Annotated in this window: 10 protein-coding genes and 1 pseudogene; 7 read left to right on the forward strand and 4 right to left on the reverse strand. The window is 52.0% G+C overall.

Annotation, left to right across the window (positions count from 1 at the left end; translation table 11 throughout):
• The 4 genes and pseudogenes from AB9F29_RS00005 to AB9F29_RS00020 form a co-directional block, all read left to right on the forward strand.
• Positions 1-121: pseudogene (locus AB9F29_RS00005) on the forward strand (IS30 family transposase); the annotation flags it as partial.
• Between the two features lie 146 nt (positions 122-267).
• Complete coding sequence (locus tag AB9F29_RS00010; RefSeq protein ID WP_369754160.1) at positions 268-435, forward strand: hypothetical protein; 168 nt, start codon at positions 268-270, stop codon at positions 433-435.
• Between the two features lie 59 nt (positions 436-494).
• Entirely contained in the window at positions 495-689 is a 195-nt protein-coding gene (locus AB9F29_RS00015; protein WP_335586350.1) for a DUF2892 domain-containing protein, read from the forward strand.
• Between the two features lie 756 nt (positions 690-1445).
• The gene (locus AB9F29_RS00020) at positions 1446-2576 is read left to right on the forward strand and encodes a tyrosine-type recombinase/integrase (protein ID WP_369754161.1); all 1131 of its coding nucleotides are present in this window, start codon (positions 1446-1448) and stop codon (positions 2574-2576) included.
• A gap of 661 nt (positions 2577-3237) precedes the next feature.
• Here AB9F29_RS00020 and AB9F29_RS00025 read toward each other — a convergent pair.
• The 3 genes from AB9F29_RS00025 to AB9F29_RS00035 form a co-directional block, all read right to left on the reverse strand.
• A complete protein-coding gene (locus AB9F29_RS00025) occupies positions 3238-4221 on the reverse strand; it encodes a transporter (RefSeq protein WP_335586718.1) in 984 nt (327 codons plus the stop codon).
• 70 nt (positions 4222-4291) lie between these two features.
• Positions 4292-6082, reverse strand: coding sequence for a DUF3604 domain-containing protein (locus AB9F29_RS00030; protein WP_335586717.1), 1791 nt, complete (start codon positions 6080-6082; stop codon positions 4292-4294).
• A gap of 4 nt (positions 6083-6086) precedes the next feature.
• A complete protein-coding gene (locus AB9F29_RS00035; protein WP_369754162.1) occupies positions 6087-8015 on the reverse strand; it encodes a DUF3604 domain-containing protein in 1929 nt (642 codons plus the stop codon).
• A 293-nt stretch (positions 8016-8308) separates the two neighbouring features.
• Here AB9F29_RS00035 and AB9F29_RS00040 point away from each other — a divergent pair, with 293 nt between their 5' ends.
• The 3 genes from AB9F29_RS00040 to AB9F29_RS00050 all read left to right on the forward strand — a co-directional run bounded on the left by AB9F29_RS00040 (position 8309) and on the right by AB9F29_RS00050 (position 12145).
• Positions 8309-8986: a Crp/Fnr family transcriptional regulator gene (locus AB9F29_RS00040; RefSeq protein ID WP_369754163.1), complete on the forward strand. Its 678-nt coding sequence runs from the start codon at positions 8309-8311 to the stop codon at positions 8984-8986.
• 817 nt (positions 8987-9803) lie between these two features.
• Positions 9804-11381, forward strand: a complete 1578-nt coding sequence (locus AB9F29_RS00045) for a bifunctional UDP-sugar hydrolase/5'-nucleotidase (RefSeq protein WP_369754164.1) — start codon at positions 9804-9806, stop codon at positions 11379-11381.
• An 83-nt stretch (positions 11382-11464) separates the two neighbouring features.
• Entirely contained in the window at positions 11465-12145 is a 681-nt protein-coding gene (locus tag AB9F29_RS00050; protein ID WP_369754165.1) for an SOS response-associated peptidase, read from the forward strand.
• A 4-nt stretch (positions 12146-12149) separates the two neighbouring features.
• Here the strand turns inward: AB9F29_RS00050 and AB9F29_RS00055 are convergent, their stop codons facing one another.
• Positions 12150-14051 carry an acyl-CoA synthetase gene (locus AB9F29_RS00055; RefSeq protein WP_369754166.1) on the reverse strand — a complete coding sequence of 634 codons (1902 nt, stop codon included), beginning with the start codon at positions 14049-14051 and terminating at the stop codon, positions 12150-12152.
• Between the last annotated feature and the right edge of the window lie 55 nt (positions 14052-14106).

Here is a 14106-nt window from a genome sequence, read left to right on the forward strand (position 1 = left end):
GGTTCATTCGCAAGCCAAACTCAGCGCTATTGCCAGACAGTTGAACGAACGACCCCGCAAGACCTTGCAATATCAAACCCCAGCTGAGAAGTTCGCCCAGTGTGTTGCGTCGATCAGTTGATCCCGCCGCGCATAGTGACCAATGCTGCACCTGAACATGCAATCTGCTTCCGTCCCATATACGCTTGATTGGATTGAAACTCGGGATGATCAGTTGAGGCATTGGAAGCTGCATATGTCATCCTCAGCCATGGTCATCCAGAAAACATGGATCAAGTGCAACGTTTCATCCACGATTATCTCGTGTATCTTCGCACCAAAATCGGAGAGCATATAGACGAAAGCGGCGATTTGACCTACGCTTTTTATATTGACCAATCGCCCTACACGCGCCTTGATACATTTGAAGAACCCGCGACCAAGAACGCGGGTTGAGTTTATGAGAAGATGGAGTTTGAGTAATCGAGCAACAAGTTTAGCAAAGGAAAAATACTATGGAACTTACAAAAAACGTTGGATCAACAGATCGCATGATAAGACTAGCCGTCGGCGCAATTCTCGTAGTCCTCACGCTCATGGGGACGATTGGTGTCTGGGGCTGGTTGGGTCTAATTTTAATTGGAACGGCATTTCTTAACTTCTGCCCACTTTACAGAATTCTTGGCAAGAGTACCTGTAAGATGAAATAAGCTTATCAAGCTGAGATCGTGGGACTGTCGGCGAATTTAGAAAAAAGAAGATTTGCCGACATCGGCCCAGCCACATACAAAGCACTGCGCTCCTGACAGCAGCCGAACTGAGGCTAAGAGACCCCCCTTACGACAATCTGGTGATCTGTCGGGATTTTTTCGGAGATATTCATCTTGATTCATACTTTCTATATAGGGAGAAAGCCGATAAGATTGATCTGTCAGGATCATCGTCTCTTTGCTTTCTCGTATGAGTTCGCTTTGATGCGATATTTTTGAAGCCATCATGTTATCTTTTAACGAAATTAGCGCTTGAGCATTGTCTGGGTTCAGGATGTAATTTCTGTTGTAATACGACTTACCCACAACTTCTGATATCACGCAAGCCATTATTATTATTGAATAAAAGTAAAACATGTGTGGTTTACTTTATCAAAATATCAACTTGTAGAAAAAGCGTTTACTTACAAATAGTAAAATAGTCATTTCTGAGAAGTGACCTACGAGAGTTTTACTTTTAGCCGGTTCAGAAAACTAATTATTCGAAAGCCGCTAGCACCAAGCCAAAAAAAGAAAAGTATGTATTTCCAAAGTTTGAGGCAAATTGAAGCGAATCACTGACAGCGGTGTCGCCGAACTGGGGAAGAGAAAATCCTCAACGGAATTCAAACGAAAGTTGTACCGCCCACAAAGGCGTTTCAGTATCGTCGACTCAATTGTTACGAAGTAACGACAACAGAAACGGAAGCAGGACGGATGGCTTTTCTGATTAAAAGACTAAGAAAGTCCGGAAAATGCTGGAAGATGCACTGGGGCGTCAAAGACCAAAAGACAGGCAAGACGAAGATAAAAACCAAGATGTTCGACGGCACTGATAAGAAAGCCGCACTCCTAGAGGCTCGGCGCATCGAAGCCGAAATGTCCCAAGCTGGGGATTATGGTGACGGGGCACAACCGCTGGCGGCATTCCTCAAGGTTTGGATGCCTTACGCCTCCGAAGGCCTGAGCAATTCCACTCTTATGCAATACGCTTGGCAGGAACGCGTCTTAATCGAATGGTTTGGGGACTTACCCCTCAATAAAATAAACGCCCTGACCTTCGTATCCTTGGGCCGTAAGGCGAAGGAAAGAGGCTTTCAGCCCTACACCATTCAACTCTTCACGAAAATTCTAAAGCGAATCGTGCGGGATGCCATGGCATGGGATATTTTACCTCCGACGCTAGGGCCGATGTTGTCGACCGTAAAAATGGTGAAGAACCCACGAAAGCAACCGCCCATCCGTTCGATAGAGGAAACAGAACTTCTAGCAAGCAGGGTACGGGCCGCTAACCCAACCGCAGCGGACATGCTGTTGGTCACGGCCTTTACAGGCGTTCGTTGGGGCGAAATAGCGGCTCTAACGCCAGCCGATATCGACCTCGATACAAAGCGCCTCCATATTGCTAAAACGGTTGCTTACGAGAAAGGGGGCGTGACAGTTCAAAACGCCCCCAAATCGAAAACGGGCAACCGATACCTGCCCTTAAGCGAAGAACTGATCCGCGTTTTTACACCACGTGTTAATACCACAGCAGAACACAATCTTCTCTTTCCTGCATTTAGAGGCGGCCCATTATCGCACAGCGTTTGTAGTAAGGTGATTAGCGGTCCAGCCGAGGAGTTGGGAGTGGCGACGGGTTGGCATGCGTCGCGTCACTATTTCGGGTCGCATCTTTTGCGAAATGGCGTTCCCCTTCCGGCGGTATCAAAGATGATGGGGCATTTCTCCCCCCAAATTACAGCGTCGCTCTATAGCTGGGTTCTCGATAATTTCGAAGCGGAGGCACAGGTGTTGGACGCCTTGCGGTATAGGGTGGCGAAGCCGAAGCTGCGGGTGGCTAAGTAGTTTTTAATTAGACAAAAATGGCAGAGATGAGACCAGAGGCGACATCGGTCAGGAGTGCAGTGTTTGGTGCTATGGGCGGACAGCTGACATTCGCTGCAAGTGCGAACCGGGTGTGCCGGAACGTTTGAAGCCGACATTGGGGAATCCTAGAAACGGGAGTTTTCTCAGCGCTGTCGCAAGTCGGCTTCGAGCCCAGACCTGCCGCACCCGTAAAACTAATTTTCAGGGGCCGCCAATTTGAATGCCAACGACACAAAAACTATGCCAGAAACTCTGTTGAGCAAAATTTGGGCGCTTGGAGAATCTTTGGTCCGAGCGCCAAGTGAGCAGGCAGCAATCACCACGACACCAAATACAACAAGAGTCACGCAAACCATCAAAGCTCCGAGTAGGTAAAACTGTGCGATAATCGGCCCGTTCTCTGCAACGAAAAATTGAGGTAAGAATGCCAAGAAAAAGATCGTGATCTTCGTCTTGATGTGGCGGGTGATGTCTTACAAGACCGCCTTGTGCAGCGCTGGTTGGCGCAAGGCTTTTCGCCTGAAGCGGCACTGGTCCGCGCGCCAGAAATCGATTTGGCGAATGCCGTGCTTATTTCACAACACGCGTTGCCAGCGAACATTCTTCTAAGCGATTTAGACACATCGCAAGGCCGCCAAACCTAAAAAACCATCGAGACATTGAGCCACAAGGTATCACTCTCAAATCGTCGTTTTGCTCCGAACTCTTTATAGTATTTTAACTTAAGGCTGACGTCTTTTCCAAACACAGAGGTGCCGCTGTAGGTGATCGCGGGGCCCAAGCCAAACACTTGTCCACTTAGACTTTCAGCGCCCAGAAACGCTTTCGTGCTTTGCGCGCCTGTGCCGCTGTCATCGCCGATTTGTCGATAGGCATAGCCCGAAGCCCCAAAGGCCCATCCGGATTTCACATGTTGCATTACTGTGGCCTCAAGATTCAAAGCCGGAGCGTTTTGATAATCCGTGGCTTTGTTGCGGGTGCTAAACAAAAGGCTAGCAGCCCCAGAGACCTCCAGCCCCGTGGTCGGATTGAAATGGGTTGCGGAAAAAACGGGTTGAAAGGACCAAATATTTTTGCCGGTATTGAGGGCATTTATCGTTCTGTTCGGAACGTCTAGGGTGGCCGTGCTGTAGCTCCCTGTGGGCACAAATACAGAAAAAGCTGCGCTATAATGTAGCATGCCGCTGTGCCATCCCACCAATGTTGTCGCGGTAATATCGCCAACGCCGGAGGCCGTATCCGAAATTGGCAGGCCTGTGAGGGGGGGCGTTTGGCCGATAAACGTCAGGTTGGCATCGATGACGAAGGGGATGTTGATGTTAACAGCAGGCGTTCCCCCCCAAAGCTCGCCGTCAAAAACTTCCGTCACGCTGAGTTTGGCGAAGGACAGCTTCAAATCGCTATCCGCCCTGATTGGCAAGCCCGCGAGCGACAATCCTTGAACTGACCCTTCCGACTGAACAAAATCAATGCCCGCATAGGTGCCAGGCCCCGGCACAATGCCCGAAAAGCTGTCTCGAGACCCAAGGAGATAGGCGCCAAGCCCGCCTTCAACTGCATAAGTCGGGCCTGCGATACCTATCGCGAAAAGGGCGGCCACTACGTGGCGGTGGGTCAGCGACATTTTGATTTCCAATCAAACGAGTTAAACAAGCGCGACATCCGCAAAATCGTTAACCGGATGTCGTTTTCGGTTACTTGGCAGGGGTGTACCAGATTGGTGATCCCCAAGCGCGCTCTTGAATGGTGGCCGCTACCTCGGGCAACAACGGTAGATCATTGCGAACCGCATCATAAGTTGACCACCTTGGCGTTGGAATTTCGATGGCCCGCGCGTAGTAAAACGCGTGTTGGCTTGGATCAAAACTCTCGTCGGTCCAGCTCCCCATGAGTGTCGTTGCGCCGATATCATTCGTGTATAGGGCGGTGGTTAGATCGACGGTATTCCCAACTGCGGGCAGGAGACCCTCGGCACTTGCGACGCGATCATCCGACCATACTACATCCACAATCTGTTCATGGGTTTCGCCGCGGCTGTCCACCCACCCCTTGATGACTTGAATGCGATCGAGATTTGCACCCATTGGATCTTTAAGCGCATATACCGTGAAGGTTGGCGCGGTCTCGCTCGAGGCCAAATCTCCTCCCATCGGCACTCCGTTGGCAAAGCCATCCTCAACCATTGCAACTGGATCGCTGAGGTTTGCCGTGAGGTCTGCCCCGCCAAACATGCGTACTTGAATGCGCGGACCTGAAGTTGCGAATGTTTCGCGCCGTTTCATGCCATCGTAAATTGAGGCACGTGTATTTTCCTCAGCCCAAACACCTGCAAGTGAGCCGATAGAGAGATCAATGCCGTCAATCCAGCCGCCGACTCCTGCCGTGCGGCGGCGCTCCACGCTGCCATCTTCCGGACCGTGGCCCCCGATGAAATCATCTTCCGCTACGTCCGAAGTAAGTCCGTTGTGGCTATCTGTGCCTCCGATGAACCCAAGTTTGAAAGGGTTCTCGCCAAGGTCTTGTTCATAGGCCACACCCAGCTTCAGCCCCTCACGCACGAAATCGCGTTTGGAGAAATACCGGTTGGAGTTCTTTTGGATCGAATTGGCGTTCTCAAAATCGGCAAACTCGTCTGCAGTCCAGAATGACTGGTGAACTTCGGAATTGCCCTTAATCTGCATCATTTCTATGAGCGGCTCCCACTTAGCACGAGTGCGGGCATAATCGGCATCGACCGGATCGCCAAAATTATCCACCTTCGGGAACATTTGGCCCTTGGATGCGTTTGAGTTGTGCGGGATTGCCAAGAGCGTTGAACCCGCGTCTTGTGTGGCTTGTAACCACTCCCACAACTCTTCCACTTTATTGGTATCATAGCTCGAAAGCGGTAATTCGGGCACTATGTTGTCGCGGAAAATCACGTTGCGATGCATGTTGCCGCCTTTAGGTGCGGACGACCATTCAAACGCTATGAGCGCTGTGAAAACCCCTGGATCATTATGTTCTTCAGCGGCATCAATAATAAGTTGCCAACCGGATTTTGTGGTCTCGGGCCCTTGGTAAAAAGGCGGGTGGCTTGGATTGTCTCCGCGATTATTGGACACCACGTATTTATAGAACCACGCTTGTTTGTCCTCAAGACTTTCGAGCGTGCGTAGTTCTTGAAGATCATCCTGAAGATACCCCGGGGCGTCAGGGAAGATCGTCGAATACATCTCACCCAGATATTCAACGTGGTCGCTTACGGCCGCGAAATCGAGAGGGCGTTCAAGCTGTTTATGACGCCCGTTTACCAACACGGGTGCGCCTTTGGCAAAACGCAGGCTGTCCGATGGCATCAATCGCGCGCCCCCAATATAGGCGTCCAAAGACAATGCTGTGTGCATGTGTGTTTCGCCAAAATAGGCGTTTCGCAGTGGGTTTGGTTCCGCAAAAGCGGTGGTTGCCAAAAGGCCGGCCGCAAGGGAGGGAAGTACACGTTTCATAAAATTATCCTTCAGGGCTATACCAAATTGGCGAAGAGTAGGCGCGTTCCTGAACTGTCATTGGGATGTTTTCAGGAAGGTCCAAATTGAACTTTATAGCGTCATATGCTGTCCACCGTGGTGTTGGAATTTGAAGCACACGGCCATAATAAAATGCTTTAAGGGTGGAATCAAAATCAGGATCTTGCCACACGGCCCCCAATTCAGATGCGCCAATTGTGTTGGTCCAGCTGGGGATCGAAAGATCGACGGTATTCCCCACGGCAGGAATTTTTCCGTTCGCATCAGCAACGCGATCATCAGACCATGCAACATCATATACTTTCTCTTGCGGCACACCGTCAGAGTCCAACCAGCCCTTAACGATTTGAACGCGGTCCAGATTTGCGTCCATAGGATCACGCAAGGCGAAAATTAGGAAGGAAGGCGACCCTTCACCGGGGTGCATGTCTGCCCCCATCGGAACGCCCTTAGAATAGCCAACCTGTGCAAGGTCGCGACGATGCGTATCGGCCTCCTCAAAATCCCAACCGCCAAAGAACCGAACCCGAATACGGGTGCCCGTTGTGGAATAGGCTTCACGGCGCTCCATGGCGTCAAAGATTGGGCCACGGGCGTTTGAGGTAGCCCAAACGGCGGTCAAACCACTCGTGATATAGCGCCACGAATGATACTCAATATCGAGATCATCGTTTCTCTTGGATAGATGATTGGCGCGGTGTTCGCTCGGTTCGTAGGCCGTAAATTTTCCATAAAAATTGTCATTGTCAGGCGTAGAAAGGCCAGTATGGGCGTCCCCAGCTCCCACAAGACCGAATTTAAAGGGGTTCGTGCCCAACTCATTTTCCAGCTGAAGCCCACGCTGTAATCCTGACCGAACGTATTCTCCGGGAAGCATTTCTGGCGTTTTCTTTTCCGAAATATCTAGATTGCCCCAGTCCCAAGTTTCAAAATCCGCAAATTCATCGTCTGGAGACAAAAGAGGATGTGCTTCGCCATCGCCTTTGATCTGGGTCGCCTCATACAGACGCTCCCACTTGTTGCGTTGCTGTGCATATTCCGCATCATAGGGTGCACCGTCCGCGAAATCGTCCTGTAACGCGAACATCATGCCGTTTGAAAGGTTGCCGTTGTGCGGAATAGCCGTCACATCGCCACCGGTCTTAGCTTCATAGTTTTCAAGCCATTTCCACAGATCTTTCGGGTCGCGGCTGCCCAAAGGAGGGGTTGTCGTGTACGGAACAATTTGCCCCGCACGTTCGGGACCATCCCGAAAAATCACATTGCGGTGGAGGTTATTCCCCGCCTCTAGAGAGGTCCACTCATAGGCGATGAACGTCGTGAATGTACCCGGATCATTGAACTCCTCAGCGGCTTGAATAATGTCGTCCCAGACGCGTTTGTACGCCGGATTTCCGGGCTGATAATTCAACGCCGGTGAGAGTACGCCCTGAGAAAACTGCCGCACAAGTTCCGTCGCGGCCGCTTGCGCCTCTTGCCCGCCCTTCGCGAAGGCTTCGTGGAATTTCTTGCCATCGGGATCTGCAACAATATTTGGAGTCCCCGCGATCATATCCGTAATCGCTCCCATACCGTCGGAGTGGTCGGTGATCATAAAAAAATCGAAAGGGGTGCGCAGCTTTACAGGTTGGCCAGTGTTAGAGTTCACTTGTTCGCCGCGAGCAAATCGATAGGCGTCGCGCGGTAGGAGTCTGGTCCCTCCGCCGCCAGCGTCGCCCGATAAGCCCGTGTGTACGTGGGTGTCCCCAAAATAGACGTTTTCGGGAAACGCTCGGTCTGCATAGGGGGAATAAGGCCGTTCGGCAAAGACCGGATCAAGTCCGGTCATATCAATTGCGTCTTGTGCCGCAGCGGTGGTTGCAAAAGCCGCTGCAACCGCCATTACCGATACTGAACTATTACAAATTCGCACTAATATTCCTCCCAGAATGTGGAACACTGACCACGTGAATTTAGCGTACTGAACACGAGGGAGCCGTCACCGCCCAACCGTGCCATTACCCCAATAATGGGCAGTCTTACCCGATTTAACGCGTGGAGCTGCACCCTCGAATTTAGGCAAATCAGCAGCAAAATATGGTCGATGGCGCGTTGTTTTTTGAAGGCCAACGCGATCCACAGTTAAAATCAATAGCAGACACATAAGCATGGCTTCTACAAAAAGATTGTGTATTCTCATACAATCTTAGCATTATCGGAGATTTCATGCCAGATTATTCCAAATTGCGCGCTGGTTGGCTTGGTGATCCACCACGAGAATTCGCCGATGCATTCCTTAAAACTGGCCGTTGGATCCAGATAGATTCTGGGCAAATTATTTACGGAGTTGGAGCAAATGATAGCAATCTTTATGGGATTGCTTCCGGTACGGCGCGGATGCAAATGGCAATGAATGAACACGAACAAAGACTGTCTCATGTCATTGGGCCCGGATTCTGGTTCGGGGAAAACGAATTCGTTTCTGGCTCTCCTCGCATGCTGGGGTTTGAGGCCGCAACCGACATGCTCCTCTTAAAGATCAACCGGTACGATTTTCTGCAACTTTCCAGAGAATTCCCCGAAGCTTGGAAATGGATCGCCTTACTAGCCGGGCAACACCTGATCACCGCAATCGGAGCGGCAGACGACTTGATGCTTTCCGCACCGCAAAAAAGAATGGCCTCCGTTTTGTTGCGCCTGTCGGGAAACCGTTTAGGGCACCCACGATCCCCCCCAATCAAAGCCATTCCGGCCACGCAGCAGGAGTTGGCCGTCGCCGCAAATCTATCAAGAGCATCCGCAGGGAGTATTCTGCGGGAGATGGAAAGAAACGGAGAAATCTCGATTGGCTACGGTAGTTTAGTGATATGCAATGCAGGCGCGCTGACAGCGCGGGTTCTGTGAGCTTATGACTTCGCATCCAACACCGCACGAATCTTTGAGCATCCAGCCCAAGCAAAAGAATCTATTCGTAGTAATTCTGAAAGCGGCCACGTGAATTTTTCAGCTAGACCCAATTAAAAACGAGGGTTTCCACCCTTCGTGTCGAATGCTGTGCAAGTCAACAAAGCTTGATAAAAACTGCGTGGCCTCCAATTATAATTTGGGTAGACCCAAATGATCGTAAGCGTCCATTCACCCCTTATAATTCCACGGCAGAAGCTGATCCATTTTAATGATCTTGTACCTGTGATGTGGCTCAGGGTGTCTTTAAGGCAAGCCTGTGGATCACCAAGCACCAAGGTCAACTTCGGGCTGGTGCGCGCGTATGACTGCTAAGTCCGCACACTGTGAGTTCAGTTAGGTGCGTATTTCGCAGATGCAGCGAACGGCAGGTTCGACGGGCCGCATTGCAGCATACAACATGTCCGGCGAGAGGCAGCTAAGGGCCGTTCGCGTCAATTCGGCTAATCGACGCGAATGCCCAGAAAATCGCGCATCACCACCCTCAAAAGCCTCCGCCACAAGCGTTCCTTTTTCGCCCAAGGCTCATTTCTAGGGAGAGTGGGTAGCGTAATGGGTAGCCACTTATAGAGAAAAACTGCGAAATAGCCCAAAATAGCGAATATACCCCTGAACGGCCAAATACCCCCAAAATGACAGAGGCCGTTGTCATATGTCCGTAACACCCTGAATATACATATTATACAAACGCAGCCTTTGACTCTGATGCTGCATTTGGTCAATCTATCGCTCTAGAACAATAATAGGGAGTATTAATATGTTCGCCCGTCTTTTCACAACCGCGGCCGTTTTGGCCCTTACGGCTGGCGCTGCTACCGCCGACTACTCACTCACCGTTTTACACACAAACGATTTCCACGCACGGTTTGAGCCCATCAGCAAATATGACGCTGGCTGTAGCGCCGAAGACAACGCCGCTGGCGAATGCTTTGGTGGCTCTGCACGTTTGGTGACGGCCGTTGCCGACGCCCGTGCGCGTTCAAATAACTCAATTTTGGTGGATGGCGGAGACCAGTTCCAAGGCACGCTGTTTTATACTTACTACAAGGGTAAACTCGCCGCCGAAATGATGAACAAGCTCGGCTACGACGGCATGACCGTTGGCAATCACGAGTTTGACGACGGCCCAGAAGTTCTCGCAGGCTTCATGGATACGATCAACTTTCCTATTCTGATGTCCAACGCGGACGTGTCCCAAGAGCCTGCTTTGGCTGGTAAACTTGCTAAATCCGCGATCATCGAACGGGGTGGCGAGAAAATCGGCCTAATCGGATTGACGCCACAAGATACCGATGAATTGGCCAGCCCCGGTGACTTGGTGATTTTTACCGATCCTGTTGGTGCCGTGCAAGGTGAGGTCGACAAACTGACCGCCGAGGGCGTGAATAAAATTATCGTTTTGTCGCACTCGGGCTATAGCGTTGACCAAAAAGTTGCCGCCGAAACCACGGGTGTAGACGTGATCGTTGGTGGCCATACCAACACATTGTTGTCCAACACCAACGAGCGTGCCGAAGGCCCATACCCAACAATGGTTGGCTCAACGGCCATCGTTTCGGCCTATGCTTATGGTAAATTCCTTGGCGAATTGAACGTCACGTTTAACGACGCTGGCGAAGTCATCTCTGCCACTGGCGAGCCTATCATTACGGACGCCTCGGTTGCTGAGGATGCCGCGACGGTTGCACGTATTGCAGAAGCCGCAGCCCCCCTCGAAGAAATTCGCAGCAAAATTGTGGCGACCACTGGGGCAGCGATTGATGGATCGCGTGACAATTGCCGCGCCAAAGAATGCGAAATGGGGAACCTTGTTGCCGATGCGATGCTTGCGCGCGTCAAAGATCAAGGCATCCAAGTCGCGTTGGCAAATGGCGGCGGACTTCGTGCAGGTTTAGAAGCTGGCGAAGTTACGATGGGTGATGTTTACACGGTTCTTCCGTTCCAAAACACGCTGGCAACGTTCCAAGTGAATGGGGCAACGCTTAAGGACGCGCTCGAAAACGCGGTGCTGCAATATGACGATGAGACCAAAAACGGTCGCTTCGCGCAGGTTGCGGGGATGACGTTCACCATCACGGGTTCCGAGGCCTTTGGCAATCGTATTTCCGAGGTTATGATTGATACGGGCGCGGGCTATGAAGCGCTTGATCCAGCCAAAGTTTACGGCGTTGTTTCGAACAACTACGTGCGTGGCGGCGGCGATGGCTACAGCATGTTCCGCGACGCGATGAATGCCTATGATTTCGGCCCTGATCTTGCGGATGTTGTCTCTGAATACCTTGCGGCAGCAGGCAGCTACGAGCCCTACCTTGATGGCCGCATCACCGTGAAATAAGTTTGGTTTACGCTGACTGAACCTAAGGCGCGCCAGCCACGGCGCGCCTTTTTTGTAACAAGGTGTTGGCGAGGAGCGAGAGAATGTGCGGACGATTTGCGATCACTTTGCCCGTGGAGGCCATGGCCCAGCTTTTTGCGGCGGCCCCCGCCAATGATTTACCGAACGTTCCGAATTATAACGTTTGTCCGACGACCCAAATCCACGCAATTATGGCCACAGATCATGGCCGCCAATTACGGGCCATGCGGTGGGGTTTTATTCCCAATTGGTACAAAAAGCCCAATGACGGCCCGCTTTTGATCAACGCGCGGGCGGAAACGATTGCGCAGAAACCCGCGTTTGCTAAAGCGTGTCGGGAACGGCGGTGCCTCATCCCTGTGTGTGGCTTCTATGAATGGACCAAAACGCCTGAGGGCGTGCGCCTACCGTGGTATATCACGCCGCGCCATGAAGAGGTCGGGGTGCTCGCAGGTATTTGGCAGGATTGGGAGTACGACGGGGTGCGCACGAGAACAGCCGCTATTGTGACAGTTGCGGCAAACAAAACGATGTCGAAAATCCACAAACGGATGCCCGTTTCCCTTGCGCCGGATCAATGGGCTAGTTGGCTTGGGGAGCAGGGGAAGGGGGCTGCACGATTGATGCAACCCGCGCCCGAAGATCGCTTTGCCGCGTGGCGTGTTTCCCCCGAGGTCAATTCCAATCGGGCCTCAGGGGAGCAGCTTATCCGTTCCTTGGATGCTGATAATTCTGGGTACTAACCGCCTAAGAAGGCTGTTCGGGAAGCCATTCCCATGGGATTGTGAAGGCCCCAAGAACTTGAGTGATTTCAATCGTGCTTACGACTTCGGACATCTCAATTTGCGCAACGAGTCCGCGTCGTCTGCTTTCGATCACCGAACACACGCTCACCTGCAAGCCCGCTTTTTCCAAGGCCGCATTGTACACCCGCGTAATGGCGCGTTTGCGCAAGTCGGGTTTGAAGACTTTGCCCACTGCTGTTTTCGGCAATTCATCCAAAATTTCGATGTATTTGGGATGGGCCGCGCGCTCTGGGATTCCCTTTTTACAAAACTCCATAAGCTCATTTACCGTCACTTCGGCATCTTGTACTAGCTCGACATAGGCGCAGGGAATTTCGCCTGAGTGTGCATCCGGTTGGCCAATCGCACCCGCAAATCCAACTGCGGGATGCCCCGCCAAAACTTCTTCGATTTCCGCGGGGTCGATGTTGTGACCGCCACGGATAATCAAGTCCTTGGCGCGCCCTGTAATCCAAAGATATCCGTCCGTGTCGACGCGCCCTAAGTCGCCCGTGCGAAGGTAGATGTCGTGGTGGAAAAGATCGTGGTTTTTGTCGACCTCGGTATAGGTTGATCCGGGAATGACTCCCGGATTATCGATACAGATTTCTCCGACTTCATCGACGGGGGCCTCGACAGGGCCATCAGGTGTTTGGCGCAGGATTTTTACGTCGGTATGGGGAAAGGGCACACCAACGGAGCCCTTTTTTTTCTTGCCGCTCGTGGGATTGCACGACACGAGGCACGTCGCCTCGGTTAGGCCGTAGCCCTCGGTAATCGTGACGCCCGTGGCTTCTTCGAAGCGACGGAAAAGCTCAATCGGAAGGGGGGCGGATCCAGACATCGCCGTGCGAAGCGACGATACATCTGCGTCAACTGGCCGCTGCATCAGCGCAGAAATGGCGGTCGGAACGGTGATCATAAACGTCACGTTCCAACGCTCGATAAGTTTCCAGAAGTTATCCAGGACACCTTCGCCACGGTAACCCGCAGGCGTCGGAAAGACGACATGCGCACCCGAAGCAATCATCGACATCATTATCGGGTGACAGGCGAACACGTGGAACAGGGGCAGGGGGCAAATCACCACGTCATCGTGGCTAAAAAGCAAGCGATGCCCAAGCCAGCCGTTGTAAATCATGCCGGAGTATTTGTGCTGGGCCACCTTGGGCATACCCGTTGTTCCGCCGGTGTGAAAATATGCCCCAACTCGGTCGCCAGCAGAATCTGAAAAGTCGAGTTTTTCGCTCGAATGCTTGGCGATTTCGGTATTGAAGCTTAGCACGCGCGCCTTGTGGGTGACGGGGTTTTTCGGACGGATAAGCGGAACAATCCAACTCTTTGGCGGGGAAAGATACCGCAGCAAATCGACCTCAACAACCGTCTCGATACTAGGCACCATCGCAACCGCTTCGGCAGCTTTTTGTGCGACATCCGACTTGGGGAAGGCGCGCAAAGTCACGAGGACTTTGGCTCCTGTTTCGCGCAGGATCGACGCGATTTGGCTCGCTTCAAGGAGGGGGTTGATCGGGCTGACGATCCCCGCAATTGACCCACCAAGAAGTGTTAGGACCGTTTCGTTTGCATTGGGCAGAAGGTAGGCAACAACGTCGGCCTCCCCAATGCCCAGAGAGCGGAAAAAATTGGCGGTTTGCGTTGTTTTTCCGAACAACTCATTCCAAGTGAGAGTTTCGGCGCGATCTTTGGGGCCGGACGTGATCTGAAACGAAATGGCGGGGCGTTCCCCGTATTTTTCCGCAGTGGCGGCGACAAATTCATACATAGTTTTGGGAAGATCACGATCCTCCCATCGCGCTTCTGCTTCAATAGCATTGCGGTCGTCAATTGATGAAAATTTGTTCATCACACTCTCTCCCATTGGGCACGTCCCCACGTGCTCTTCTCCCCAAGGAGGATGA

The sequence above is a fragment of the Falsihalocynthiibacter sp. S25ZX9 genome (assembly GCF_041205405.1).
GTDB classification, from domain to species: domain Bacteria; phylum Pseudomonadota; class Alphaproteobacteria; order Rhodobacterales; family Rhodobacteraceae; genus Falsihalocynthiibacter; species Falsihalocynthiibacter arcticus.